Below are 25,807 nucleotides of genomic sequence, written 5' to 3'. Positions count from 1 at the left end.
TCCTTATATAAGTGTTATAGGTAGTTTGAAATTAAACAGGTAAAATTATACATTTGATTTAAAGTGAGAGAGGTTGAAAACGATATGGCAAAAACTTTAATGGATTCGCTTGGAATTGAACTATTAGAAATGACAGAGGATAAAGTAGTTGCTACAATGCCTGTTGATGAACGTACGCATCAGCCGTTTGGATTTTTACATGGCGGTGCATCTGTTGCATTAGCAGAAACTGTGGCAAGTGTTGGTTCATACAATTTAATTGATCAAGAGAAATGTATTTGTTTCGGATTAGAAATTAATGCAAATCATATTCGCTCAAAGCAAGATGGAATTGTAACAGCAATTGGAACACCGATACATAGAGGACAATCGACAATGGTTTGGGATATTCGCATCATTGATGAAAATGATGATTTACTATGCGTATCAAGATGTACAGTAGCAATTAAAGAAAAACGTGAAAAATAGAAAAGAGGCGGCTCTTATGAGCTGCCTCTTTTTTATCCCGCATTAACGGGCAGTAAAACTCCCACCTCAAAATTCGGTTGGAGCAAAGAAGTTAGGTGAGAGATTAACTGCCCGTAAACGCCCGATTGGTTCAACTAATAATCAATGGCGGATGAACAAAACCCCCACTGATTAAAGTTTCACTTTATAATTAGAACTGGATTTTTTTCTCTAAGAAACCTTTTAGTTCGCTAATTGGCATACGAACTTGTTCCATAGTGTCACGGTCACGTACTGTAACAGCTTTGTCTTCAACAGAGTCGAAGTCGTATGTGATACAGAATGGTGTGCCGATTTCGTCTTGACGACGGTAACGTTTACCGATAGAACCAGTTTCATCAAAGTCTACCATGAAGTCTTTAGCTAGTTCTGCGAATACTTCAGTAGCACCTTCAGATAGCTTTTTAGATAATGGTAAGATAGCTGCTTTATATGGTGCTAAAGCAGGGTGGAAACGAAGAACTGTACGAGAATCGTTTTCTAATTGCTCTTCTTCATATGCATCACATAAGAATGCTAATGTTACACGGTCTGCACCTAGAGATGGCTCGATGCAGTATGGCACGTAACGCTCATTCGTTTGTGGATCGATATAGTTAAAGTCTTCGTTAGAGTGTTCCATGTGACGTTTTAAATCGAAGTCTGTACGAGATGCAACGCCCCATAGTTCGCCCCAACCGAATGGGAATCGGAATTCAATATCAGTTGTTGCGTTACTGTAGTGAGATAATTCGTCTTCACCGTGGTCACGAAGACGCATGCTTTCTTCAGTCATACCAAGTGAAAGTAACCAGTTTTTACAAGTTTCACGCCAGAATGCGAACCACTCTAAATCTTCACCAGGCTTACAGAAGAATTCAAGTTCCATTTGTTCGAATTCACGTGTACGGAATGTGAAGTTACCAGGTGTGATTTCGTTACGGAAACTTTTACCGATTTGGCCGATACCAAATGGAAGTTTCTTACGCATAGAGCGTTGTACGTTTTTAAAGTTTACGAAAATACCTTGTGCTGTTTCAGGACGAAGGAAGATTTCGTTTGTGCTAGACTCTGTAACACCTTGGAATGTTTTGAACATTAAGTTGAACTGACGGATTTCAGTGAACTCTTCACTACTGCAATCAGGACATTTTACTTCATGTTCTTTCATTAAGTCAGCCATTTGGTCGAAAGTAAGACCGTCAACGACCATTTCGATGCCTTTTGCGTCTAATGCATCTTCAATTAATTTGTCAGCACGGTGACGAGCTTTACATTTTTTACAGTCGATCATTGGATCATTAAAGTTACCAACGTGACCAGAAGCGATCCAAGTTTTTGGGTTCATTAAAATAGCAGCATCTAAACCAACGTTGTGTGGAGATTCTTGAATGAACTTTTTCCACCAAGCTTTTTTAACGTTATTTTTTAATTCGATTCCAAGTGGACCGTAATCCCAAGTGTTTGCAAGACCACCGTAAATTTCAGAACCAGGGAAAACGAAACCGCGATGTTTTGCTAAGTTTACAACTTGTTCCATTGAATACATAATAAAATCCTCCTTTTGAAAGTTAACGTATTGGCGATGACGTGATGGGTACTTTGGAAGCGGGAAATATATGCTTTAAAAAACATAAAAAAACGCTCATCCCAAGGCTTAATCGCCTAGGGACGAGCGTTTGCCCGCGGTTCCACCCTAGTTGATACACAAAATGTGCATCCACTTTATCACGTATTGCTCGAGACTGCCGTTTCCTCGCAGCTTCAGGCTTTCACTATCCCTGAATCGCTTTTTATGCAAGTACTTATAAGTCCGTCATCGCTACTTATATTAATAATGAACATATTCTAACACGTTCTTTTTTAAATCTCAATAGAGGAACGTGCCTATCTAGGATAGAGTCTCGCCTATTTTTTCGTTATTTATTCCGTAATTTTGCTTAATATGCTTAATTGCTTCACGTTTACTAAGGGGAGCAAGCTCGTTATTTTGCACGTATTCCCAAACGACATCGGGCTTTGTTTTTGCATATTCGCGAAGGACCCAGCCAATCGCTTTTTGAATGAAAAATTCTTTTGAAGAATGTAGTTGTCCAATAATCCAGAAAAGAAGTTCTTCATCCATCTTTTGTTTATATTTTAGCTGGAATAAAATAGCGGCGCGTTGTAACCATATGTTTTCTGATGCAATCCATTTTGGAATATAGGCAGAAATTAATTCTGGATGTTTTAAAAAGATAGCACCTAAAAATGTAGGGACGATGCTATCAACAGAGTCCCACCAAGATTTTGTGACAATAAGTTCTTCTAGAAATGGGATATGAGTTTCGTTTATATGTTTTTTATATTTTTGCATGATATCGAGTGCGGCAGCTTGAAATTCACGTTCTGGTAGGTCCCAAAGTTCACGCACGATAATTTGGAAGTCCTTTTTATCTGGGAGAGTATGTATTTGAATTACGTCTTTCAATAACTGTCTTCTCTCAGGAGTTTGAATACCGAGAAACGGGAAGTGATTTTTCATATAACGTGCCATCGGTTCTGCTTTTTCGGGATTTTGATGAGCTATGAAATGCTCTTGTAATGCTTTTACAAATGGATGCATAAGTACGTTCTCCTCTCTTATTATCTTTCTTATATTTATTATACAGAGAGTTTGGTTAAATTTTAAAACATAACTTGCACTGTAATGAAATATGTTGAGAAGAGAGAGGAGAGGATAAGATGGAAGATCAAGGCGTACTAGCAGGTTTCTTTGCTCTTAGTTTTGCGTTTATTCTTGTTATAATAATTTGGGCAATTATTTCGTATTTGTTAACAGCTTTTGCACTTTATACGATGGCGAAAAATGATGGTGCAACTGATGGTGTTCTTGCGTTTATTCCTTTTTTGAATAGTAAGACGTGGGGGGACTTAGCGAAGGATAAATTACCGGATTTCTTGAAAGAAGAAGCAGGATGGAAAGTATTCGGCATATATGTCGCATGTTTCATCTTTAATTTCGTACCGATTATAAGTTTACTAGCAACAGCTGTATCGATTGTACTGTCTATTTATCTCATTTACGCTATTTTAGATAGATACGGAACGAACGCTATATTATTTACGATTATTCATGTAATCACATTTTCGGTTTTCTTGCCGATTCATTTATTTATCATTCGGAATGAGCCGGAGAGGTATAACGAGTAGATATAGGGGAGCTGTTTCGAAGATGTTTTGGAACAGCTTCTTGCAACTATTGTCGCACCTTGTCGGCAAATCGATATTTTGTGTAGAATCGTTGATATATTGTAAGTTGTGATAGATATATTTGAAAATTCATTAATATAATTTCATTTACCAAAAAAAGGGCTGTCCTATTTGACAGCCCTTTTTTCTATTACATAAGGTAACGTAAGTAAATGTAAATGTGAGAAATGATTAATGAAACGATCATAATTGGGAAGCCGACTTTAAGGAATTCCATGTAGCTGAATTTATGTCCTTCACGACTTGCGATTCCGGCTACGATTACGTTAGCAGAAGCCCCGATTAATGTTCCGTTTCCACCTAGGCAAGCACCTAATGCTAATGCCCACCATAGTACATCGACTTGTGCGTCAGAAGGTGATAAACCTAGCCCAACTGCCATATCGTTAATAAGCGGAATCATTGTTGCAACGAATGGAATGTTATCGATTGTTGCAGAGGCGATACCAGATACCCATAGAATAAGGATAGATGCTTGAGAAATATCTCCGCCTGTTATTCCAATTACTTTTTGAGCTAACGTTTTGATAAGACCGATATCGATAAGTCCTCCAACGAGTACGAATAGTCCCGCGAAGAAGAAGATTGTTACCCATTCTACACTTGCGAATACCTCTTCAATTTCATGTTCTTTCACACCGATTAACATAAGGACAGTAGCACCAGTTAAGGCGATGATAGCTGCATCAATATGGAAGATGGAATGAGTCATGAAACCTAAAATAGTAAGTCCAAGTACTGTTAAAGATTTTTTCATTAATACTGGATCTTTAATGTATTGTTTTTCATCTAAGCTCATTAGCTTTTTAATTTGTACAGGATCAGCAATTAATTGCTTACGGTACATGAAGTAAAGCATTGTTGCTGTAACAGCAATAATGATGATTACGATAGGTGCTAAGTTGAATAAGAAAGCATTGAAGTCTAAATGTTTATTAGCAGAACCAATCATAATATTTGGCGGATCACCAATTAATGTTGCTGTTCCTCCGATGTTTGAAAAAATAATTTCAGAAAGTAAATATGGAACAGGATTTACTTGCAAGATGCGCGTAATAGATAAAGTAACTGGAACAACAAGAAGTACGGTTGTAACGTTATCTAAAAATGCGGAGCCAAGCGCGGTAAGTAAGGAAAGTGAAATTAAAATTTTAATTGGATTTCCTTGTGCTCCTTTTGCGGCTTTAATGGCAACGTATTGGAAGACACCTGACTTACTTGTAATGTTTACCAGTATCATCATACCGATGAGTAATGTAATTGTTCCCCATTCAATATGTTTCGTAAAGGCATTGTGTAAGTCAACGACCCCGGCAATTACCATGAATGCTGCACCAAGAAGTGCGATGACAGCGCGGTTAATTTTTTCAGAAATAATAATGGCATATGTAATTAAAAAGACTGCGATAGCGAAATAATACTGCCAGTTTGCGAGTTCTTGCGTTGTTTCGTGCAAAACTCTCATCTCCTTTCATTCACTTTTCTTAGTGTGTCAAAAAATTAACTAGATGAAACACACATAACGTCATTATAAAGTAGAAAAATGGCGGATGTAAATGAAAGGGTTTATTTTGTCATATTTTCTGCATAGGTCATTTTTTCTTATTTTTAAAAATATTTGTGGGCATTTGACATATATATAAGATACATCCAATCTGAATATTTAAAATCGAATCAGCATTCGAGCTTGTTCGTGTAGGAGTGTCAAATAGAAAGGAATGACAAAGATGATAAGGAAGGGATCGTATGGATGAACAACGATTTTTGTTTTTAGACTTTGAGTTTACGATGCCCCAGCATAGAAAAAAGCCAAAAGGTTTTTTCCCAGAAATTATTGAGGTCGGACTCGTTTCAGTTGTTGGTTGTAAGGTGGAAGATACGTATTCATCGCATATTAGACCGAAAACATTTCCGTCTTTAACGGATCGATGTAAAAAATTTTTAGGAATTAAACAGGAAGTAGTGGACAAAGGAATTTCTTTTCATGAACTTGTTGAGAAACTTGCAGAATATGAAAAGAGTTGTAAACCGACAATTGTAACGTGGGGAAATATGGATATGAAAGTCTTAAAGCATAATTGCGAAATGGCGGGAGTAGAATTTCCATTCTTTGGACAGTGTCGTGATTTATCGCTTGAGTATAAGAAGTTTTTTGGAGAGAGAAATCAAACAGGGCTGTGGAAAGCAATTGAGGCGTATGGAAAAGCAGGAACAGGAAAGCATCATTGTGCGCTTGATGATGCGATGACGACATATAATATTTTTAAGTTAGTAGAAAAAGATAAAGAGTATTTAGTCAAACCAGCACCTCCAACATTAGGGGAACTTGTTGATTTTTCGAAAGTGTTAAAGAAAGTAAGTACACAGTAACGACCAAATTGCAAAATATGTAATTTGGTCGTTTTGTTTTTTAAAGTTTGTAATCTTGCTTCAATTGCTGAAGTGTTTCTAGACTACGCCCCGCAAAAGGTGAATCATCTTCAGAAAATGAATTCATTTGAGTTTCTAATGCTAATTTTAGTGACTCTGTATAATCCGGAATTTCTCCTTCATATTTCTTCACCATTTGCTCTGGAATGTTCGTCTGTTCACGAAAAGCTAAAGCACGTCTTTCGTGGAAGAATGGTACTTCAGCTTGTTTTACATTATGTAAATCCCCTTGCACTGGATGTTTTAAAACAGCTAATACTTTTACGACGTAACTGCCAGGACGGCTATTTGTAATTTCGCCGATGTATTTTCCAGTTTTATAAATACCAGTAACGATTTCACCAATTTCAAATGTTTCTCTCATATTTTTCACCTCAAGTTTATAGTAAGGAAAGTGCGCGAAGGAGTCAAAGAAATCATTCGCTTTCGGAACGCCCCCCTTGAGAATATGACAGGCTTCAATTATAATTCAAGGTGATAAAACAGAAAATTCTGATGTTTATTTTTGCCATAAATTCCTCGATAAGGAGTGTTCTGTATGATGCCTTTATATTTTCCTGAAGATAAAACGGAGTATATTATTCCAGGTATTGTTTGCGTTCTATTTATCATCGGTGCGGTTGCTACGTGGCGTATGTTTATTCGTGTATCAAAACGAGAAGCAGAGCGATTACAGAAAGTAGAAGAAAAGCTTTTAGCTGAAAAGAAACAGTAATTCATTTTTGCATGTTTCCCTCTATGCTCGGACAATCTAAGGGCAGAAAGTATTTTGGAGGGAATTGAATGAAAAGACGGCTTTTTTTCAGTTGTTGTTTATTGTTTCTAATGGCGGGTTGTGACCAAGGGAAGCCGAAAGAAATTGATGTGAAATTACATAATGCTTCAGGTGATGAAGTTGGGACTGCAAAAGTAGCGCAGCAAACAAGTGGAGTGAAAATTACGATTAAAGCGGAAGGTTTTACACCAGGACCACACGGGCTGCATGTACATGAAATCGGAGAATGTAAAGCGCCTAGTTTCGAATCATCTGGGAATCATTTTAATCCAGATAATAAAAAACATGGGCTCTTGAATCCGAAAGGTGCGGAAAATGGTGATTTACCGAATGTAGTGGCGGATGGTTCTGGAAAGATTAAAGCAGAAATCGATGCTCCGCATATAACGCTTGAAGAAGGAAAAACGACGATTCATAGAAAAGATGGAGCGTCTATTATTATTACAGAAAACGCTGATGATGGTATGACACAACCAGCAGGTAAATCTGGTGGCCGAATCGCTTGCGGTGTTATTGTTAAAAAAGCGTCGGATATGAAGAAAAAATAGAAGCTACCGCGAATGGTAGATTTTGTTCTAAAACCACATGATGGTAAGTGGAATTATATCGATTTACCGAAAAAAGGAGGTTGTCCCAAAATCATTTTGGGATAGCCTCCTTTTTTGTTATGAGAATGTATGGTGTAGTCTGTTTAAAATTTCTTCTAAAACAGATCTAGGACAGCCAATGTTAATTCGGATATGGGCTTCTCCACCTGTTCCGTATTTCTCACCAGGCTCAACGATGATTTTACCTTCCTCTTCAAGCAATGCTGTTCGTTCATCTTGAGAAAGATCCAAGTGGGAACAATCAATCCACAGTAAAAAACTACCTTCTGGTTTAATTACAGAAAGAGCTGGTATGTGATTTTGAATATACTCACAAGCAAATTGAGCGTTATCTTCAACGTACAATCGAATTTCATTTAGCCAATCATTACATTCTGTATAGGCACTTTGCATTGCTGTATAAGCAAATGTATTTAATCCGTGGAAACCTTGTCTATATTGGATAGACATAAAGGCATTACGGAGATTTTCATTCGGAATAATAATGATCGATGCTTGTAATCCAGCGATATTAAATGTTTTGCTCGGAGCCATACAAGTAATAGTGCGTGCTGCTAATTCTTCAGATAAAGAAGCAAACGGTGTATGAGTATGGCCTTTATAAATAATATCGGCGTGAATTTCATCCGCGACAACGGTTACATTATATTGCGTACATAACGTACCGAGTTTTATTAGCTCTTCTTTCGTCCAAATGCGTCCGATAGGATTGTGAGGGCTGCAAAGAAGCATTAGTTTTACACCTTGTTTAAATTGAGTTTCTAGATGCTCGAAGTCTATCTTATATATGCCATTTTGTTTAAATAAGGGACTCTCACATAATTGTCTATTATTTGTTTTGACCATTTCAAAAAATGGTGGATAAATAGGAGGTTGTACAAGTACGGCTTCTTCTTCTTTCGTTATAGCTTGTATGCTCGTACTAAGAGCTGGAACGATACCTGCGCTAAATACAATCCATTCTTTTTGTATTTCCCAATTGTATTGGCTTTTCGTCCAATTACAAATGATATCCCCGATATTTTCAGGAGGAAGTGTATAGCCGAAAATAGGATGTTCTGTGCGTTTTTGTAATGCAGTTTGAATTGGTTTTGGTACTTCAAAATCCATATCTGCAATCCAAGCGTGGATGAGCTCTTCATTTTTATATGTATCCCATTTTGTACTATGTGTTCCGCGACGATTTACCGTTTTATGAAATAGTTGCATATGTTTGCTCCTTTCTTCTGTCAAACTGTTAAGTTATGAAAATTCTCACTCTTCTTATAGAATAGCTGATATGATACGATAAAGAAAAGCATTAAAAAGTGAAAAGGCGGGAAGTAGATGGGTGCATATGACAAAATGATTGAGGTTGTGAAAAATTGGGATCCGTTTCAAATGGGACCGGAGTTTTATGAAACAGAAGCGAGCGATGTTGTAAACGTCGTAAGTGTGTTTGATGATCCGAAATACATCGCAAAGAAAATTCAACATATATACTTTATGTCTTTTGAAGAAGTACCTGCACTTGAAAAATGCGAAAAATTAGCAGTAGAGTTACTCGTACTAAAAGAAGGCGGAAGTTGTTCATTATAGGCTGTCGGAATTTACGACAGCCTTTTTGTTTATTTTCATTTGTGCGGTTTGATTAAAGCTTCACTTTATCCCGTTTTAACGGGCGGTAAGACTCCCGCCTCAAAACTCGGTTGAAGCAAAGAGGTTAGGTGAGAAATCAAACTGCCCATAAAAACCCGATTGGTGAAGGCTAATAATCCGTGGGATAGAACCTCCCACGGATTAAAGCTTCACTTTATTGCGCCGCAAACGCAATAATTTCTTCATAAACATGATCGGGCTTTTCTTCAGGTAGTAAGTGTCCTGTATTTTCATAAGAAATGAAAGTGGAATTAGGTAGGTCTTTATGGAGACGGTGTCCTACATGTACAGGGACGACGCGATCTTTTTCACCCCAAATGAGTAATACTGGGGTTTCGATTTTTTGTAATTCAGTTGAAGATAAGTCACCTTCACGGTCTCTTATCATTCGAGTTAAAGCAGGGAATATACGATCATCATAAAAAGGAGCAGCATAGCCTTCCATCATTTCATTGTCAATTAATGAATGGTCATGAACGACATTCATTAAATTATGAACGATGCCCCTTCGAATAATCCAGTTCTTCACGTATAAGTGGAAGAACGGTAAATAAGAGGAGTACAGTAAAGGGAAGTTTGCGCGTGCTAAATAACTAGAGCTACATAGTAAAATCGTCTTTGAAATTAATTCAGGGCGTAGTCGGTTTACAAAGAGTGAAATTTGTCCGCCCATAGAATGACCAACTAATACAATATTTGAGAGAGATAAATGTTCGATTAAATCGATAATAATAGCTGCTAAATTGTGATAAGAATATTTAAAGAGATGAGATTTATCACTTTTTCCGAATGGTGGTAAATCAAGGGCAATTACTGTACCTTCCTTTGTTAGTAAAGGAATGAGTCGTCGATAGCTAAATGAGGAAGAGAGGAAGCCGTGAACGAGTACGAAAGTAGGTCGTTCTTTTTTAGTATTATGTTCATACAATTCGTAATGAATAGTAGTCCCGCGAGTGGAAAAAGTGAAGTAAGGGCATTTGCATTCATGGTTCATTTTTTGTCACTCCATTGATTTTTGTTCATATCATCTCCCGGCAAGAAACAAAATATGTTAACAAAAAAAGGCAAGATGACATCGTCATCTTGCCTTTCGCTTATTTATAATTACCCACGCACAATATTAGGTGGTGTTTTTCCTTGTAATCCTGCCACTAAATTTTCAGCAGCTGTCATTGCCATTTGCTGCCGAGTTTTTAATGTTGCAGATCCGATGTGGGGTAAAGTTACAACGTTTTGTAATGATAAGAGCGGATTCTCTTTTTGAATCGGCTCTTGTGTAAATGTGTCGATGCCGGCTGCAAATATTTTCTTTTCTGTTAACGCATGAATTAATGCAGTTTCATCTACTGTTTTCCCGCGAGAAGCATTAATGAAAATTGCTGTTTCTTTCATTAGTGAAAATTCCTTTTCACCGATAAGATGATACGTTTCATCTGTTAATGGAGTAAGAAGAATAATAAAATCAGATTGTTTGATTAGAGTTTGTAAATCACAATATGTAGCATCAAATTTTTGCTCAGCTTCTTCTTTACGGCGACGGTTATAGTAAAGGACATTCATATCAAATCCGAATTTCGCTCGTTTTGCGACAGCTTCTCCAATTCGTCCCATTCCGATAATACCGATCGTACTATGATGTACATCTAGTCCGAAGTGTTCTTTTCCGATTTCAGCGTTCCATTCACCATTTTTTACATAGGAATTGAGTTCGCAAACACGGCGACCAGCAGATAACATAAGAGCGAAAACGAGATCGGCTACTGTATCATCTAACACATATGGAGTATTCGTTCCGATAACATTTTGTTTTTTCATCGCTTTTAAATCAAAGTTATCATGGCCAACAGAAATGTTACTTACTACTTTTAAATTAGGAGCAGCCTGCAATAATTCTTCATTTATAGCAGATCCGAAATTTAATAACCCATCTTTATCTTTTATTTTTTCCAATAGAACATCACGAGGTACTTTCTCGTTTTGATCCCATTTTTCAAAATCACAGTGTTCTGATAAATAGTTTTCTACAAATGTTGGAACTGGTTCGGCAATATATACTTTTGGTTTCACGGTTCCATCCCCTTTCCTCTTTACCCGGATTGGTGTGTGCTAATAATCAGCGGGTATGAACCCTACCACTGATTAAAGTTTCACTTTACCCCGCTATTAACGGGCAGTAAGACGCCCACCTCAAAAAAAGGCTGAAACAAAGAGGTTAGGTGGGAGATTAACTGCCCGTAAAAGCCCGATTGGTGAAGGCTAATAATCAGTGGGGATGAACCCCCCCATTGATTATTAGCCTTCACTTTATTTTGACATAATTCTCAAAAAAAATCTTCTTTTCAAACTGGAAAGAGTATTTGTATAATTTAGACACAAACTAAAAGGAAGGATGATTTATATGGTGACAGAGAAAGAATTGGAATTATTAGCTTGTCTTGAAAAGAATAGTCGTTTATCTGTAGATACATTAGCGAAGTTGTTAAATATAGAAGTAGAAGAAGCGAAAAAAATGGTTGCGAAATTAGAAAGTGAAAAGATTATCGTGGACTATGTAACACATATCGATTGGACAAAAGTGAAAGAACATACTGGTTTAACGGCGATGATTGATGTGAAAGTTACACCGAAGCGTGGTGTGGGTTTTGATGCAGTAGCTGAACAAATTTATCGCTATTCAGAAGTGAAATCCGTTTATTTAATGTCTGGGACATATGACCTTTCTATTACATTAGAAGGGAAGACGATGGGAGAAGTAGCAATGTTTGTTTCTGAGAAATTAGCAACAATTGAATCTGTCGTTTCAACGACAACTCATTTTATTTTGAAGAAGTATAAACATGAGGGGATTATTTATGAAAAGACAGATGATGATAAGAGAATTGTGGTGACACCGTGAAGCAATTTGACCTATCTAGATTAGCAGAATCTTTACAACCGTCCGGTATACGAAAGTTTTTTGATTTAGCGGCAAGTATGAAAGGTGTTATTTCACTTGGAGTGGGAGAGCCGGACTTTGTTACACCTTGGAATGTAAGGCAAGCATGTATTCGTTCTTTAGAACAAGGATATACGTCATATACAGCAAATGCAGGATTATTGGAGCTCCGTCAAGAAATAGCAAAGTATCTAAAAAAACAATTTGCAGTATCTTATGATCCGAATGATGAAATCATTGTTACAGTTGGAGCGAGTCAAGCGCTAGATGTAGCGATGCGTGCTATTGTAAACCCTGATGATGAAATACTTATTATTGAACCAAGTTTCGTTTCGTATGCACCACTTGTTACGTTAGCGGGCGGGGTCCCAGTTCCAGTAGTGACTTCATTAGAAGATGAATTTAAAGTACAGCCAGATCAAATTGAAGCAGCTATTACAACGAAAACAAAGGCAATATTACTTTGTTCTCCCAATAACCCAACAGGCGCAATGTTAAATAAATCCGAATTAGAAAAGCTAGCAGTTATTGTTGAGAAGTATAATTTGATCGTGTTATCTGATGAAATTTATGCAGAGCTCGTATACGACGAAGCATATACGAGTTTCGCGAGTATTAAAAATATGCGTGACCATACAATTTTAATTTCAGGGTTTTCAAAAGGATTTGCGATGACGGGATGGCGTCTTGGGATGATTGCAGCCCCTGTGCAATTTTCAGAATTAATGCTCAAAATCCACCAGTATTCAATGATGTGTGCACCGACGATGTCTCAATTTGCAGCACTTGAAGCATTACGCGGGGGAAATGATGAAGTAATTCGAATGAGAGATAGCTATAAAAAACGTCGTAACTTTATGACGACATCTTTCAATGAAATGGGCTTAACATGTCATGTGCCAGGCGGGGCATTTTATGTCTTTCCTTCTATAGCTTCAACCGGACTATCTTCAGCAGAATTTGCAGAACAATTATTATTAGAAGAAAAAGTGGCTGTTGTTCCTGGAAATGTGTTTGGCGGGAGTGGTGAAGGATTTATTCGTTGTTCATATGCAACATCGCTTGAGCAACTTATGGAAGCAATGAAGAGAATGGAACGGTTCATAGAGAATAAAAAAAGGACAAAACACAATACGTTTTGTCCATAAAAAGGGGGGGAATACTAGAAAGCCATGTGTTAGTATTCTATCCTAATATTGGAGAATTATACGTATTACAGGAAATTTTTTCGTGAATTTTGAATGAGTTCTATCAAAGTGGTATAATTTACTAATATAAGGTGGGAGTATCCTCGGTGTTTTACTTAGGATACTTACTCACTAATCGGATATTTAACAATAAATACATCTGCTTTGCTATTTACAATTGTAGAGAAAATGGTAAACGTATGGGAGTGTTTCACATGTCAGAACAATATACAACGGGAGTGGTTGTAACAGGGAAAGTAACTGGAATTCAAGATTACGGTGCATTTGTAGCTTTGGATGCAGAAACACAAGGACTTGTGCATATATCTGAAATCACAAATGGGTATGTAAAAGACATTCATGACTTTTTAAAGGTCGGAGATACAGTAGAAGTAAAAGTACTTTCAATTGATGAAGAACACAGAAAAATGAGTTTATCGTTAAAAGCGGCGAAAAGAAAGCAAGGACGAATTCTTATACCGAATCCATCTGAGAACGGATTTAATACGCTGCGAGAAAAGCTAGCAGAATGGATTGAAGAGTCGGAGGTAATAAAGTAAAAGAGGAACGCATATGAGCGTTCCTCTTTTACTGTGACTTATGATATATATATTTGCAAATATGATTGCATGCAATCATATTCGTATGTCGGAGGCGAAAAAGACATACTGACTATTGAATTTCATGTGTTTCTGGGTGAGTACCAAGATTCTCGGATGGTTTAAATAGTAAGCCGAGATTGATAAGCCCAGAAATACCAACGATGCCGTAAATAATACGTGCAAGAGCTGAGTTCTGTCCACCGAAAATAGCCGCTACTAAGTCAAACTGGAAGAACCCGATTAGTCCCCAGTTAACAGCGCCGATTACAGTGAAGACTAATGCGATACGTTGCAAGGTACTCATGAAAAGTCCCCCCTTAATGTGAAGCGTGAGCAAGCAAGGAGTTAATAAGAAAATTTAACTCCTTTATAGAATGGTATAGTTTTGTTGTTTTTATACATGAAAAATGTACGAAAAAAGGATGTATATACATCTATACCGAAAAATGCGAATTTTTATGCAAAAAATGAACTTTTTCTAAAAAATAAATAATGGTTACGTTTACAATTGTTGAATCGCTTGATTTACAACTTTAGTTTCGCTAAAGTGAATACAGAAATACATATACATAATTGGAGGGAAAAAGATGAGTACACATGTAACGTTCGACTATTCTAAAGCGTTATCCTTCATCGGTGAAAATGAACTAACTTATTTACGTGATGCAGTAAAAGTAACACATCATGCAATCCACGAAAAAACTGGAGCTGGGAACGATTTCCTTGGGTGGGTAGAGCTTCCGCTTCAATATGATAAAGAAGAATTTGCTCGCATTCAAAAATGCGCAGAAAAAATTAAAAATGACTCTGACATTTTACTTGTTGTAGGTATTGGTGGTTCTTACCTAGGAGCACGCGCAGCAATCGAAATGTTAAACCATTCTTTCTATAACACGCTTTCTAAAGAACAACGTAAAACTCCACAAGTGCTATTTGTTGGACAAAACATTAGCTCCACTTACATGAAAGATTTAATGGACGTACTAGAAGGTAAAGACTTTTCTATTAACGTTATTTCCAAATCAGGTACAACAACAGAGCCTGCAATCGCATTCCGTATTTTCCGTAAATTATTAGAAGAAAAGTATGGAAAAGAAGAAGCTCGCAAACGTATTTATGCAACTACAGATAAAGCGCGTGGTGCATTAAAAACATTAGCTGACAATGAAGGTTACGAAACATTTGTAATTCCAGATGATGTTGGCGGTCGTTTCTCTGTATTAACACCAGTAGGATTATTACCAATCGCAGTAAGTGGCCTAAACATTGAAGAGATGATGAACGGTGCAGCTGCTGGTCATAATGACTTCGCGAAATCAGAACTTGAAGAAAACCCAGCTTACCAATACGCAGTAGTTCGTAATGCCCTATACAATAAAGGGAAAACAATTGAAATGCTTGTTAACTATGAGCCAGCACTTCACTACTTCTCTGAGTGGTGGAAACAGTTATTTGGTGAAAGTGAAGGAAAAGATCAAAAAGGTATTTTCCCATCTTCAGCAAACTTCTCAACTGACTTACACTCATTAGGTCAATACATTCAAGAAGGTCGTCGTGACCTATTCGAAACAGTTCTTAAAGTAGGTACATCTACACACGAACTAAAAATCGAATTAGACGACAACGATTTAGATGGATTAAACTACCTTGCTGGTGAAACGATAGACTTCGTAAACACAAAAGCATACGAAGGTACATTACTTGCACATAGCGATGGCGGAGTACCGAACTTAATCGTAAACATTCCAGAACTAAACGAGTACACATTCGGTTACCTTGTATACTTCTTCGAAAAAGCATGTGCGATGAGCGGCTATCTATTAGGCGTAAATCCATTTGACCAACCAGGAGTAGAAGCGTACAAGAAAAATATGTTTGCTCTACTTGGAAAACCAGGATTTGAAGAGTTAAAAGCAGAATTAGAAGAGCGTTTAAAATAATAAAAAGCGATCGGGTCTCCGATCGCTTTTTATTATTTTACTGAAAAGTACACCGGTATATTCAAACTAGAATGGGTATGCTAAAGGAAAAGTCTAGGAGGGATGGGATTGATTCCGATTCAATCAAATTTAGAAGGACGTACATATGCGTTATATAAGTTAGAAGAGATTATGAAACCACTTGGATATAGTATTGGTGGTAATTGGGATTATGATAAAGGATGTTTTGATTATAAAATCGACGAAGAAGATGGTTATCAATTTTTACGAGTACCATTTACAGCTGTGGATGGAGAACTAGATGTGCCTCAGGTAATAGTCCGTCTTGAAACGCCGTATATTCTTTCGCACGTATATCAAGACGAACTAGATGATAATGTTAATTCTTTAACAGCTGGAACGAGTGGAGTTGATCAATTTGCTGAGCCGAAAGATCCCGATGGAGACGTGAAAAGAAAATATATCAATATTGGTAAAGTACTAGTACAAGAACTAGAAAGTCATTTTTTTAATGGTGAATAACGATGAGTATGTCGCTTTCGATGAGAATGAAAGAATGAACTGGATTGATCATATATTGTTCGTCGCGCTTTACACCTAGTAAGAGAATATTTTGTTTTAAAAGAGTATAGTTACAATTCGCAAAGGATTGTCCGGTGCAGGACGGGGAGATCTCCATCAGTTGTAATTTGTTATCAGAGATTTCATCGTAAAGGGAGAATAGTACGCCTGAAATGGAAGGGAATAAAAGAGAAGCGGTAAATACATAGCTCGTTAATTTATTTCCTTCTATAATTTCTGATACGCCAGCTCTCATTGCATTTTGGATTTGTTCAGAAGTAAGAAGTTCAGCGATGCAGTGAATGTTTGGATTAAGTCCTTTTGCAGTTAAAATATTTAAAATGGACTGTGTATCTGCTAAGCTTTCGTTCTTCTCTTTATCTGATGTTATTAATATAGTGTGAGCTGTTGTAATGTTAGCTTTTAATAAAGTTTGATCGTGATGCGGACAACCTTTTATAAATTCTAAATGATGAAATGGCTTTGGAAGTAAAGAAAGTGTTTCATCAATTAAAACGATATCAAGGTTCGGTTGTAATATGTGCATTTGTTTTACAACATGTTTTGCGCGCTCATTCCAGCCAACGATAATCATATGACCATTAGAGGTAGCAGCTTCTTCTCCTTTAATTTTCATATATTGTTTATTAATCATATCGGTAGCGAATAGAACCATATAATAAGAACAAAATCCCGTTCCTAATAAAATGATGCCTATCCCGATAATTTTTCCTATCGTTGTATGGGGGGCGAAATCGCCGTATCCAACGGTGAAAATGGTAACGATTGACCACCAAATCCCGTCGAACCATGTGGTGAAGTGATCTGGCTCGAGTGTATGTATAAGAAAGCCAGAAAAAGCAGTAAGTACAATAATAAAACAAATTAAACGAAAAATAATGGAATCACGAAATGTATCTACTAAATTCGGGCGGGATTTCAAGTTTCTATTCCTCCTTACGTTTCAGGACTACATTCATTGTTACCATTATAGAAAAAAGAAAAACTCTCTAATTTAAAAGAGAGTTCGTTTCATAATTAATACATACTTTCAACTTCAGTTTGTTGAACACTTTCAAGATGTTGGAGAGCATAGTAAACATCGGCAGTATGTCTTTTTTGATCGATAGACAATTTAAGATGTAAGTAGTGAGCGCCGCTTTCTAATGTTTTAAGCTTCATATTTTTAACCTTTATATCCATTTCTTTTATTTCTTCAATTACAATGGGGATATTGTCCATATTTCGTACAACAAGTTTCACTGCGATATCACGTTGGCGAAATGATCTAGGACCGACGAATTTCATCGTTAAGGGTATAAGTTCTACACTAATCATAAGGAAACACATTCCGAAAGTAGCCTCGATATAGAAACCAGCTCCAACGGCAATGCCAATACCAGAAGCACCCCAAATCATAGCGGCGGTCGTTAATCCCGCAATACTATCGTTTCCTCTGCGTAAAATTACACCGGCACCTAAAAAACCGATTCCTGATACAATTTGAGCGGCAAGTCGAAGTGGATCCATATTCATATGATCGGTATGTGGTAAGTTGTAAGCAGCTTTAATAGAAACAATCGTCAGGAGGCAACTAATTATAGAAATAACTAAACACGTTTTTAAACCGAGTGGTTTACGTTTTAATTCGCGCTCTAAACCGATGGCGAACCCTAAAATAGCCGAGAGACCTAGTTTTATTAATAAGTCGGTGTAGTCCATGTATATTCCTCCTTGTATGATATGGTATATGAATAAAACGTTTATATAGAAAGAAACGCTTTTTGGCAGAGTGACTTTATATAGAATATATGTAGGAATTACTTAGAAATGAAAGAGATATTTCGTTTAAGTATATGATATTAAAAAAGAAATGTAGTTGGTTTGAAAAAAGTTTTCAAAAGGTGTTGCATTTCATTTTTTTACATGATATATTAATAACCGTCGCTGATGCGGAAACGCAGAAAACGACAAAAAAGAAATTGAAAAACTTAGTTGACATCGAAAAACGAAGATGTTAACATAAGGAAGTCGCAAATGAGTGGCTAAGTAGTTCTTTGAAAACTGAACGAAACAAACAACGTGAACGTCAATTTTTATTTTTAGATGCTAGACAAACTAACTTTATTGGAGAGTTTGATCCTGGCTCAGGATGAACGCTGGCGGCGTGCCTAATACATGCAAGTCGAGCGAATGGATTAAGAGCTTGCTCTTATGAAGTTAGCGGCGGACGGGTGAGTAACACGTGGGTAACCTGCCCATAAGACTGGGATAACTCCGGGAAACCGGGGCTAATACCGGATAATATTTTGAACTGCATAGTTCGAAATTGAAAGGCGGCTTCGGCTGTCACTTATGGATGGACCCGCGTCGCATTAGCTAGTTGGTGAGGTAACGGCTCACCAAGGCAACGATGCGTAGCCGACCTGAGAGGGTGATCGGCCACACTGGGACTGAGACACGGCCCAGACTCCTACGGGAGGCAGCAGTAGGGAATCTTCCGCAATGGACGAAAGTCTGACGGAGCAACGCCGCGTGAGTGATGAAGGCTTTCGGGTCGTAAAACTCTGTTGTTAGGGAAGAACAAGTGCTAGTTGAATAAGCTGGCACCTTGACGGTACCTAACCAGAAAGCCACGGCTAACTACGTGCCAGCAGCCGCGGTAATACGTAGGTGGCAAGCGTTATCCGGAATTATTGGGCGTAAAGCGCGCGCAGGTGGTTTCTTAAGTCTGATGTGAAAGCCCACGGCTCAACCGTGGAGGGTCATTGGAAACTGGGAGACTTGAGTGCAGAAGAGGAAAGTGGAATTCCATGTGTAGCGGTGAAATGCGTAGAGATATGGAGGAACACCAGTGGCGAAGGCGACTTTCTGGTCTGTAACTGACACTGAGGCGCGAAAGCGTGGGGAGCAAACAGGATTAGATACCCTGGTAGTCCACGCCGTAAACGATGAGTGCTAAGTGTTAGAGGGTTTCCGCCCTTTAGTGCTGAAGTTAACGCATTAAGCACTCCGCCTGGGGAGTACGGCCGCAAGGCTGAAACTCAAAGGAATTGACGGGGGCCCGCACAAGCGGTGGAGCATGTGGTTTAATTCGAAGCAACGCGAAGAACCTTACCAGGTCTTGACATCCTCTGAAAACTCTAGAGATAGAGCTTCTCCTTCGGGAGCAGAGTGACAGGTGGTGCATGGTTGTCGTCAGCTCGTGTCGTGAGATGTTGGGTTAAGTCCCGCAACGAGCGCAACCCTTGATCTTAGTTGCCATCATTAAGTTGGGCACTCTAAGGTGACTGCCGGTGACAAACCGGAGGAAGGTGGGGATGACGTCAAATCATCATGCCCCTTATGACCTGGGCTACACACGTGCTACAATGGACGGTACAAAGAGCTGCAAGACCGCGAGGTGGAGCTAATCTCATAAAACCGTTCTCAGTTCGGATTGTAGGCTGCAACTCGCCTACATGAAGCTGGAATCGCTAGTAATCGCGGATCAGCATGCCGCGGTGAATACGTTCCCGGGCCTTGTACACACCGCCCGTCACACCACGAGAGTTTGTAACACCCGAAGTCGGTGGGGTAACCTTTATGGAGCCAGCCGCCTAAGGTGGGACAGATGATTGGGGTGAAGTCGTAACAAGGTAGCCGTATCGGAAGGTGCGGCTGGATCACCTCCTTTCTATGGAGAATTGATGAACGCAGTTCATCAATAAACGTTGACTTGTTTCGTTTCGTTCAGTTTTGAGAGAACTATCTCTCAAGTTTAAATGTATGTTCTTTGAAAACTAGATAACAGTGTAGCTCATATTTTTTTAATTTTAGTTTGGTTAAGTTAGAAAGGGCGCACGGTGGATGCCTTGACACTAGGAGTCGATGAAGGACGGGACTAACGCCGATATGCTTCGGGGAGCTGTAAGTAAGCTTTGATCCGAAGATTTCCGAATGGGGAAACCCACTATACGTAATGGTATGGTATCCTTACCTGAATACATAGGGTATGGAAGACAGACCCAGGGAACTGAAACATCTAAGTACCTGGAGGAAGAGAAAGCAAATGCGATTTCCTGAGTAGCGGCGAGCGAAACGGAATCTAGCCCAAACCAAGAGGCTTGCCTCTTGGGGTTGTAGGACATTCTATACGGAGTTACAAAGGAACGAGGTAGACGAAGCGACCTGGAAAGGTCCGTCACAGAGGGTAATAACCCCGTAGTCGAAACTTCGTTCTCTCTTGAATGTATCCTGAGTACGGCGGAACACGTGAAATTCCGTCGGAATCTGGGAGGACCATCTCCCAAGGCTAAATACTCCCTAGTGATCGATAGTGAACCAGTACCGTGAGGGAAAGGTGAAAAGCACCCCGGAAGGGGAGTGAAAGAGATCCTGAAACCGTGTGCCTACAAATAGTCAGAGCCCGTTAATGGGTGATGGCGTGCCTTTTGTAGAATGAACCGGCGAGTTACGATCCCGTGCGAGGTTAAGCTGAAGAGGCGGAGCCGCAGCGAAAGCGAGTCTGAATAGGGCGTTTAGTACGTGGTCGTAGACCCGAAACCAGGTGATCTACCCATGTCCAGGGTGAAGTTCAGGTAACACTGAATGGAGGCCCGAACCCACGCACGTTGAAAAGTGCGGGGATGAGGTGTGGGTAGCGGAGAAATTCCAATCGAACCTGGAGATAGCTGGTTCTCCCCGAAATAGCTTTAGGGCTAGCCTTAAGTGTAAGAGTCTTGGAGGTAGAGCACTGATTGAACTAGGGGTCCTCATCGGATTACCGAATTCAGTCAAACTCCGAATGCCAATGACTTATCCTTAGGAGTCAGACTGCGAGTGATAAGATCCGTAGTCAAGAGGGAAACAGCCCAGATCGCCAGCTAAGGTCCCAAAGTGTGTATTAAGTGGAAAAGGATGTGGAGTTGCTTAGACAACTAGGATGTTGGCTCAGAAGCAGCCACCATTTAAAGAGTGCGTAATAGCTCACTAGTCGAGTGACTCTGCGCCGAAAATGTACCGGGGCTAAATACACCACCGAAGCTGCGAATTGATACCAATGGTATCAGTGGTAGGGGAGCGTTCTAAGTGCAGTGAAGTCAGACCGGAAGGACTGGTGGAGCGCTTAGAAGTGAGAATGCCGGTATGAGTAGCGAAAGACGGGTGAGAATCCCGTCCACCGAATGCCTAAGGTTTCCTGAGGAAGGCTCGTCCGCTCAGGGTTAGTCAGGACCTAAGCCGAGGCCGACAGGCGTAGGCGATGGACAACAGGTTGATATTCCTGTACCACCTCTTTATCGTTTGAGCAATGGAGGGACGCAGAAGGATAGAAGAAGCGTGCGATTGGTTGTGCACGTCCAAGCAGTTAGGCTGATAAGTAGGCAAATCCGCTTATCGTGAAGGCTGAGCTGTGATGGGGAAGCTCCTTATGGAGCGAAGTCTTTGATTCCCCGCTGCCAAGAAAAGCTTCTAGCGAGATAAAAGGTGCCTGTACCGCAAACCGACACAGGTAGGCGAGGAGAGAATCCTAAGGTGTGCGAGAGAACTCTGGTTAAGGAACTCGGCAAAATGACCCCGTAACTTCGGGAGAAGGGGTGCTTTCTTAACGGAAAGCCGCAGTGAATAGGCCCAAGCGACTGTTTAGCAAAAACACAGGTCTCTGCGAAGCCGTAAGGCGAAGTATAGGGGCTGACACCTGCCCGGTGCTGGAAGGTTAAGGAGAGGGGTTAGCGTAAGCGAAGCTCTGAACTGAAGCCCCAGTAAACGGCGGCCGTAACTATAACGGTCCTAAGGTAGCGAAATTCCTTGTCGGGTAAGTTCCGACCCGCACGAAAGGTGTAACGATTTGGGCACTGTCTCAACCAGAGACTCGGTGAAATTATAGTACCTGTGAAGATGCAGGTTACCCGCGACAGGACGGAAAGACCCCGTGGAGCTTTACTGTAGCCTGATATTGAATTTTGGTACAGTTTGTACAGGATAGGCGGGAGCCATTGAAACCGGAGCGCTAGCTTCGGTGGAGGCGCTGGTGGGATACCGCCCTGACTGTATTGAAATTCTAACCTACGGGTCTTATCGACCCGGGAGACAGTGTCAGGTGGGCAGTTTGACTGGGGCGGTCGCCTCCTAAAGTGTAACGGAGGCGCCCAAAGGTTCCCTCAGAATGGTTGGAAATCATTCGTAGAGTGCAAAGGCATAAGGGAGCTTGACTGCGAGACCTACAAGTCGAGCAGGGACGAAAGTCGGGCTTAGTGATCCGGTGGTTCCGCATGGAAGGGCCATCGCTCAACGGATAAAAGCTACCCCGGGGATAACAGGCTTATCTCCCCCAAGAGTCCACATCGACGGGGAGGTTTGGCACCTCGATGTCGGCTCATCGCATCCTGGGGCTGTAGTCGGTCCCAAGGGTTGGGCTGTTCGCCCATTAAAGCGGTACGCGAGCTGGGTTCAGAACGTCGTGAGACAGTTCGGTCCCTATCCGTCGTGGGCGCAGGAAATTTGAGAGGAGCTGTCCTTAGTACGAGAGGACCGGGATGGACGCACCGCTGGTGTACCAGTTGTTCTGCCAAGGGCATAGCTGGGTAGCTATGTGCGGAAGGGATAAGTGCTGAAAGCATCTAAGCATGAAGCCCCCCTCAAGATGAGATTTCCCATAGCGTAAGCTAGTAAGATCCCTGAAAGATGATCAGGTTGATAGGTTCGAGGTGGAAGCATGGTGACATGTGGAGCTGACGAATACTAATAGATCGAGGACTTAACCATATAATATGAAGCGATGTTATCTAGTTTTGAAAGAATATAAAAAACTTATTGACTTTAAATGTCGAATAAGTTATGATAATTATTGTCTTAAATGAATACAGTCTGGTAATGATGGCAGAGAGGTCACACCCGTTCCCATACCGAACACGGAAGTTAAGCTCTCTAGCGCCGATGGTAGTTGGGACCTTGTCCCTGTGAGAGTAGGACGTTGCCAGGCAATTCGGAGGATTAGCTCAGCTGGGAGAGCACCTGCCTTACAAGCAGGGGGTCGGCGGTTCGATCCCGTCATCCTCCACCATTCTAGCCGACTTAGCTCAATTGGTAGAGCAACTGACTTGTAATCAGTAGGTTGGGGGTTCAAGTCCTCTAGTCGGCACCAGAAAATCATGGCGGTTGTGGCGAAGTGGTTAACGCACCGGATTGTGGCTCCGGCATTCGTGGGTTCAATTCCCATCAGTCGCCCCATTTTTTCTTTTAAAATTATAATATGCGGGTGTGGCGGAATTGGCAGACGCACCAGACTTAGGATCTGGCGCCTTTGGCGTGGGGGTTCGACTCCCTTCACCCGCACTTTTAATAAAATAACTCATACATGTCTTGCGGAAGTAGTTCAGTGGTAGAATACAACCTTGCCAAGGTTGGGGTCGCGGGTTCGAATCCCGTCTTCCGCTCCAATTTTCAATATGACATGCCGGGGTGGCGGAACAGGCAGACGCACAGGACTTAAAATCCTGCGGTGGGTGACCACCGTGCGGGTTCGACCCCCGCCCTCGGCACCATATGCGCCCGTAGCTCAATTGGATAGAGCGTTTGACTACGGATCAAGAGGTTAGGGGTTCGACTCCTCTCGGGCGCGTTTTTTATTAACGGGAAGTGGCTCAGCTTGGTAGAGCACCTGGTTTGGGACCAGGGGGTCGCAGGTTCAAATCCTGTCTTCCCGATATTTCAACATATGGGGCCTTAGCTCAGCTGGGAGAGCGCCTGCCTTGCACGCAGGAGGTCAGCGGTTCGATCCCGCTAGGCTCCACTTATTTGAATATCACTTATGGCGGTGTAGCTCAGCTGGCTAGAGCGTACGGTTCATACCCGTGAGGTCGGGGGTTCGATCCCCTCCGCCGCTACCATAAGGACCTTTAGCTCAGCTGGTTAGAGCAGACGGCTCATAACCGTCCGGTCGTAGGTTCGAGTCCTACAAGGTCCACCACTCAAAGTTCATATCTCGGAGGTATACCCAAGTTCGGCTGAAGGGATCGGTCTTGAAAACCGACAGGCGGCGAGAGTCGCGCGGGGGTTCGAATCCCTCTACCTCCTCCATTTTTTCTAAATTAAATATTATATCATCGCGGGGTGGAGCAGTACGGTAGCTCGTCGGGCTCATAACCCGAAGGTCGCAGGTTCAAATCCTGTCCCCGCAACCAAATGGTCCCGTGGTGTAGTGGTTAACATGCCTGCCTGTCACGCAGGAGATCGCCGGTTCGACCCCGGTCGGGACCGCCATTTTTTTACATAAAGGCTCGGTAGCTCAGTCGGTAGAGCAGAGGACTGAAAATCCTCGTGTCGGCGGTTCGATTCCGTCCCGAGCCACCATTTTGAAATCGCAAGCCGGCTTAGCTCAATTGGTAGAGCAACTGACTTGTAATCAGTAGGTTGGGGGTTCAAGTCCTCTAGCCGGCACCACTTTCAAAATGAGCCATTAGCTCAGTTGGTAGAGCATCTGACTTTTAATCAGAGGGTCGAAGGTTCGAATCCTTCATGGCTCACCATTTTTAATTTAATGCGGGTGTAGTTTAGTGGTAAAACAAGAGCCTTCCAAGCTCTGGTCGAGAGTTCGATTCTCTTCACCCGCTTTTTATGGGCCTATAGCTCAGCTGGTTAGAGCGCACGCCTGATAAGCGTGAGGTCGATGGTTCGAGTCCATTTAGGCCCACCATAATTATTCCGCAGTAGCTCAGTGGTAGAGCTATCGGCTGTTAACCGATCGGTCGTAGGTTCGAGTCCTACCTGCGGAGCCATATTATAGAGAAGTACCCAAGTGGCTCAAGGGGCTCCCCTGCTAAGGGAGTAGATCGCGAACGCGGTGCGAGGGTTCGAATCCCTTCTTCTCTGCCAGATTTTGGCCCGTTGGTCAAGTGGTTAAGACACCGCCCTTTCACGGCGGTAACACGGGTTCGAATCCCGTACGGGTCATACTAAAAGAGATAGCATAATCTGCTATCTCTTTTTTGTTGTGTATATTTTATTTAAAGCAGACTATTAGTAGTCTGCTTTTTTTATCCCGCTATTTGTGGGCAGTAAGACTCTCACCTCAAATTTTGGCATGAGCAAAGAAGTTAGGTGGGAGATCAACTGCTCGTAAAAGCCCGATTGGTGTGGGCTAATAATCAGTGGGGGTGAACAACCGCCCCACTGATTAAAAAATGTTGTATACTTTTTTCTATTTGAATCGTCTAATTAATAGAAAAGAGAGAGCTTCTTTATGGTGCTATCCTTGTCGGGTTTTGTCGGTAAGTCGATATATTGCAAAAATCGCTGATATAATTTGAGTTACGGTCGATATATTTAAATAATCGCTGATATATTTGGAGTTATGGTCGATATATTCAGAAAATCGCCGATATAATTTCACTTACCGATAAAAACCAAAGTCCA

At 40.7% G+C, this 25,807-nt stretch carries 21 protein-coding genes, 22 tRNA genes and 3 rRNA genes; 36 read left to right on the top strand and 10 right to left on the bottom strand.

What is annotated here, in order from left to right:
- Nucleotides 1-84 precede the first annotated feature (84 nt).
- Nucleotides 85-468, top strand: a complete 384-nt coding sequence (locus EXW56_RS23580; protein ID WP_002112586.1) for a hotdog fold thioesterase — start codon at nucleotides 85-87, stop codon at nucleotides 466-468.
- 190 nt (nucleotides 469-658) lie between these two features.
- Here the strand turns inward: EXW56_RS23580 and EXW56_RS23575 are convergent, their stop codons facing one another.
- Together EXW56_RS23575 and EXW56_RS23570 are read right to left on the bottom strand one after the other, a co-directional pair.
- Complete coding sequence (locus EXW56_RS23575) at nucleotides 659-2,035, bottom strand: glycine--tRNA ligase (protein ID WP_002198984.1); 1,377 nt, start codon at nucleotides 2,033-2,035, stop codon at nucleotides 659-661.
- Nucleotides 2,036-2,377: 342 nt separating this feature from the next.
- Complete coding sequence (locus EXW56_RS23570) at nucleotides 2,378-3,091, bottom strand: DNA alkylation repair protein (RefSeq protein WP_002198985.1); 714 nt, start codon at nucleotides 3,089-3,091, stop codon at nucleotides 2,378-2,380.
- Nucleotides 3,092-3,210: 119 nt separating this feature from the next.
- Here EXW56_RS23570 and EXW56_RS23565 point away from each other — a divergent pair, with 119 nt between their 5' ends.
- A complete protein-coding gene (locus EXW56_RS23565) occupies nucleotides 3,211-3,678 on the top strand; it encodes a hypothetical protein (RefSeq protein WP_002112583.1) in 468 nt (155 codons plus the stop codon).
- 190 nt (nucleotides 3,679-3,868) lie between these two features.
- On the opposite strand, the gene EXW56_RS23560 is transcribed toward EXW56_RS23565, so the two are convergent.
- A complete protein-coding gene (locus tag EXW56_RS23560; RefSeq protein WP_002112581.1) occupies nucleotides 3,869-5,194 on the bottom strand; it encodes an ArsB/NhaD family transporter in 1,326 nt (441 codons plus the stop codon).
- A 290-nt stretch (nucleotides 5,195-5,484) separates the two neighbouring features.
- Here EXW56_RS23560 and kapD point away from each other — a divergent pair, with 290 nt between their 5' ends.
- Nucleotides 5,485-6,108, top strand: coding sequence for a 3'-5' exonuclease KapD (gene kapD, locus EXW56_RS23555; protein WP_002112580.1), 624 nt, complete (start codon nucleotides 5,485-5,487; stop codon nucleotides 6,106-6,108).
- Between the two features lie 40 nt (nucleotides 6,109-6,148).
- On the opposite strand, the gene EXW56_RS23550 is transcribed toward kapD, so the two are convergent.
- Entirely contained in the window at nucleotides 6,149-6,532 is a 384-nt protein-coding gene (locus EXW56_RS23550) for a kinase-associated lipoprotein KapB (RefSeq protein WP_002112579.1), read from the bottom strand.
- A 174-nt stretch (nucleotides 6,533-6,706) separates the two neighbouring features.
- Here EXW56_RS23550 and EXW56_RS23545 point away from each other — a divergent pair, with 174 nt between their 5' ends.
- The gene (locus EXW56_RS23545; protein WP_000982763.1) at nucleotides 6,707-6,883 is read left to right on the top strand and encodes a hypothetical protein; all 177 of its coding nucleotides are present in this window, start codon (nucleotides 6,707-6,709) and stop codon (nucleotides 6,881-6,883) included.
- A gap of 68 nt (nucleotides 6,884-6,951) precedes the next feature.
- The gene (gene sodC / locus EXW56_RS23540) at nucleotides 6,952-7,491 is read left to right on the top strand and encodes a superoxide dismutase [Cu-Zn] (RefSeq protein ID WP_002198986.1); all 540 of its coding nucleotides are present in this window, start codon (nucleotides 6,952-6,954) and stop codon (nucleotides 7,489-7,491) included.
- 117 nt (nucleotides 7,492-7,608) lie between these two features.
- Here the strand turns inward: sodC and EXW56_RS23535 are convergent, their stop codons facing one another.
- Nucleotides 7,609-8,760, bottom strand: a complete 1,152-nt coding sequence (locus EXW56_RS23535) for a MalY/PatB family protein (RefSeq protein ID WP_002198987.1) — start codon at nucleotides 8,758-8,760, stop codon at nucleotides 7,609-7,611.
- Nucleotides 8,761-8,877: 117 nt separating this feature from the next.
- On the opposite strand from EXW56_RS23535, the gene EXW56_RS23530 reads away from it, so the two are divergent.
- The gene (locus EXW56_RS23530) at nucleotides 8,878-9,129 is read left to right on the top strand and encodes a YugE family protein (protein ID WP_002015854.1); all 252 of its coding nucleotides are present in this window, start codon (nucleotides 8,878-8,880) and stop codon (nucleotides 9,127-9,129) included.
- A gap of 214 nt (nucleotides 9,130-9,343) precedes the next feature.
- Here the strand turns inward: EXW56_RS23530 and EXW56_RS23525 are convergent, their stop codons facing one another.
- On the bottom strand, nucleotides 9,344-10,183 hold the full coding sequence (locus EXW56_RS23525; protein ID WP_002112576.1) for an alpha/beta fold hydrolase: 840 nt from the start codon (nucleotides 10,181-10,183) through the stop codon (nucleotides 9,344-9,346).
- Nucleotides 10,184-10,293: 110 nt separating this feature from the next.
- Nucleotides 10,294-11,286 carry a 2-hydroxyacid dehydrogenase gene (locus EXW56_RS23520; protein WP_033714043.1) on the bottom strand — a complete coding sequence of 331 codons (993 nt, stop codon included), beginning with the start codon at nucleotides 11,284-11,286 and terminating at the stop codon, nucleotides 10,294-10,296.
- Between the two features lie 301 nt (nucleotides 11,287-11,587).
- Here EXW56_RS23520 and EXW56_RS23515 point away from each other — a divergent pair, with 301 nt between their 5' ends.
- The 3 genes from EXW56_RS23515 (at nucleotide 11,588) to yugI (ending at nucleotide 13,871) form a co-directional block, all read left to right on the top strand.
- Entirely contained in the window at nucleotides 11,588-12,085 is a 498-nt protein-coding gene (locus EXW56_RS23515) for an Lrp/AsnC family transcriptional regulator (RefSeq protein ID WP_002124435.1), read from the top strand.
- On the top strand, nucleotides 12,082-13,272 hold the full coding sequence (locus EXW56_RS23510; RefSeq protein ID WP_002198990.1) for an aminotransferase: 1,191 nt from the start codon (nucleotides 12,082-12,084) through the stop codon (nucleotides 13,270-13,272). The genes EXW56_RS23515 and EXW56_RS23510 overlap by 4 nt, the downstream gene beginning before the upstream one ends.
- Before the next feature lie 254 nt (nucleotides 13,273-13,526).
- Nucleotides 13,527-13,871, top strand: a complete 345-nt coding sequence (gene yugI, locus EXW56_RS23505) for a S1 domain-containing post-transcriptional regulator GSP13 (protein ID WP_002015848.1) — start codon at nucleotides 13,527-13,529, stop codon at nucleotides 13,869-13,871.
- Between the two features lie 112 nt (nucleotides 13,872-13,983).
- Here yugI and EXW56_RS23500 read toward each other — a convergent pair whose 3' ends face one another.
- Nucleotides 13,984-14,217, bottom strand: coding sequence for a DUF378 domain-containing protein (locus EXW56_RS23500; RefSeq protein ID WP_002034535.1), 234 nt, complete (start codon nucleotides 14,215-14,217; stop codon nucleotides 13,984-13,986).
- A 283-nt stretch (nucleotides 14,218-14,500) separates the two neighbouring features.
- Between EXW56_RS23500 and EXW56_RS23495 the strand changes: the two genes are divergently transcribed.
- A complete protein-coding gene (locus EXW56_RS23495; RefSeq protein WP_002112570.1) occupies nucleotides 14,501-15,853 on the top strand; it encodes a glucose-6-phosphate isomerase in 1,353 nt (450 codons plus the stop codon).
- A gap of 108 nt (nucleotides 15,854-15,961) precedes the next feature.
- Nucleotides 15,962-16,375 (top strand): YugN-like family protein, encoded by a 414-nt coding sequence (locus tag EXW56_RS23490; protein WP_141558677.1) that lies wholly within the window; start codon nucleotides 15,962-15,964, stop codon nucleotides 16,373-16,375.
- Here EXW56_RS23490 and EXW56_RS23485 read toward each other — a convergent pair.
- Both EXW56_RS23485 and EXW56_RS23480 read right to left on the bottom strand, forming a co-directional pair.
- Nucleotides 16,362-17,357 (bottom strand): ion channel, encoded by a 996-nt coding sequence (locus EXW56_RS23485; protein ID WP_078181327.1) that lies wholly within the window; start codon nucleotides 17,355-17,357, stop codon nucleotides 16,362-16,364. The two genes, EXW56_RS23490 and EXW56_RS23485, sit on opposite strands and share 14 nt — an antisense overlap.
- A gap of 95 nt (nucleotides 17,358-17,452) precedes the next feature.
- Nucleotides 17,453-18,136 (bottom strand): MgtC/SapB family protein, encoded by a 684-nt coding sequence (locus tag EXW56_RS23480; protein WP_002160049.1) that lies wholly within the window; start codon nucleotides 18,134-18,136, stop codon nucleotides 17,453-17,455.
- A 402-nt stretch (nucleotides 18,137-18,538) separates the two neighbouring features.
- Between EXW56_RS23480 and EXW56_RS23475 the strand changes: the two genes are divergently transcribed.
- The 25 genes from EXW56_RS23475 to EXW56_RS23355 all read left to right on the top strand — a co-directional run bounded on the left by EXW56_RS23475 (nucleotide 18,539) and on the right by EXW56_RS23355 (nucleotide 25,345).
- Nucleotides 18,539-20,090 (top strand): 16S ribosomal RNA (locus tag EXW56_RS23475).
- 146 nt (nucleotides 20,091-20,236) lie between these two features.
- Nucleotides 20,237-23,158 (top strand): 23S ribosomal RNA (locus EXW56_RS23470).
- 101 nt (nucleotides 23,159-23,259) lie between these two features.
- Nucleotides 23,260-23,375 (top strand): 5S ribosomal RNA (gene rrf / locus EXW56_RS23465).
- Together the 16S, 23S and 5S rRNA genes with 22 tRNA genes alongside form the textbook arrangement of a ribosomal RNA operon.
- 5 nt (nucleotides 23,376-23,380) lie before the next feature.
- A tRNA-Val gene (locus EXW56_RS23460) sits at nucleotides 23,381-23,456 on the top strand.
- Between the two features lie 5 nt (nucleotides 23,457-23,461).
- Nucleotides 23,462-23,537, top strand: a tRNA-Thr gene (locus tag EXW56_RS23455).
- A 10-nt stretch (nucleotides 23,538-23,547) separates the two neighbouring features.
- Nucleotides 23,548-23,623 (top strand) — tRNA-His (locus tag EXW56_RS23450).
- Nucleotides 23,624-23,647: 24 nt separating this feature from the next.
- Nucleotides 23,648-23,728: transfer RNA gene (locus EXW56_RS23445), tRNA-Leu, on the top strand.
- A gap of 29 nt (nucleotides 23,729-23,757) precedes the next feature.
- A tRNA-Gly gene (locus EXW56_RS23440) sits at nucleotides 23,758-23,832 on the top strand.
- 16 nt (nucleotides 23,833-23,848) lie between these two features.
- A tRNA-Leu gene (locus tag EXW56_RS23435) sits at nucleotides 23,849-23,937 on the top strand.
- 3 nt (nucleotides 23,938-23,940) lie between these two features.
- Nucleotides 23,941-24,014, top strand: a tRNA-Arg gene (locus EXW56_RS23430).
- 11 nt (nucleotides 24,015-24,025) lie between these two features.
- A tRNA-Pro gene (locus tag EXW56_RS23425) sits at nucleotides 24,026-24,099 on the top strand.
- Between the two features lie 13 nt (nucleotides 24,100-24,112).
- A tRNA-Ala gene (locus tag EXW56_RS23420) sits at nucleotides 24,113-24,185 on the top strand.
- A 20-nt stretch (nucleotides 24,186-24,205) separates the two neighbouring features.
- Nucleotides 24,206-24,282 (top strand) — tRNA-Met (locus EXW56_RS23415).
- Nucleotides 24,283-24,285: 3 nt separating this feature from the next.
- A tRNA-Ile gene (locus EXW56_RS23410) sits at nucleotides 24,286-24,362 on the top strand.
- A 17-nt stretch (nucleotides 24,363-24,379) separates the two neighbouring features.
- A tRNA-Ser gene (locus EXW56_RS23405) sits at nucleotides 24,380-24,472 on the top strand.
- Between the two features lie 27 nt (nucleotides 24,473-24,499).
- Nucleotides 24,500-24,576, top strand: a tRNA-Met gene (locus tag EXW56_RS23400).
- Between the two features lie 3 nt (nucleotides 24,577-24,579).
- Nucleotides 24,580-24,655 (top strand) — tRNA-Asp (locus EXW56_RS23395).
- 14 nt (nucleotides 24,656-24,669) lie between these two features.
- Nucleotides 24,670-24,745, top strand: a tRNA-Phe gene (locus EXW56_RS23390).
- A 14-nt stretch (nucleotides 24,746-24,759) separates the two neighbouring features.
- Nucleotides 24,760-24,835 (top strand) — tRNA-Thr (locus EXW56_RS23385).
- A gap of 10 nt (nucleotides 24,836-24,845) precedes the next feature.
- Nucleotides 24,846-24,921: transfer RNA gene (locus EXW56_RS23380), tRNA-Lys, on the top strand.
- 13 nt (nucleotides 24,922-24,934) lie between these two features.
- Nucleotides 24,935-25,005, top strand: a tRNA-Gly gene (locus EXW56_RS23375).
- Between the two features lie 6 nt (nucleotides 25,006-25,011).
- A tRNA-Ile gene (locus EXW56_RS23370) sits at nucleotides 25,012-25,088 on the top strand.
- Nucleotides 25,089-25,095: 7 nt separating this feature from the next.
- A tRNA-Asn gene (locus EXW56_RS23365) sits at nucleotides 25,096-25,170 on the top strand.
- Between the two features lie 6 nt (nucleotides 25,171-25,176).
- A tRNA-Ser gene (locus tag EXW56_RS23360) sits at nucleotides 25,177-25,267 on the top strand.
- 6 nt (nucleotides 25,268-25,273) lie between these two features.
- Nucleotides 25,274-25,345: transfer RNA gene (locus EXW56_RS23355), tRNA-Glu, on the top strand.
- Nucleotides 25,346-25,807 lie beyond the last annotated feature (462 nt).

It is taken from the genome of Bacillus mycoides (genome assembly GCF_018742245.1).
Classification (GTDB): domain Bacteria; phylum Bacillota; class Bacilli; order Bacillales; family Bacillaceae_G; genus Bacillus_A; species Bacillus_A cereus_U.
This window is presented reverse-complemented; position numbering and strand designations above follow the sequence as displayed.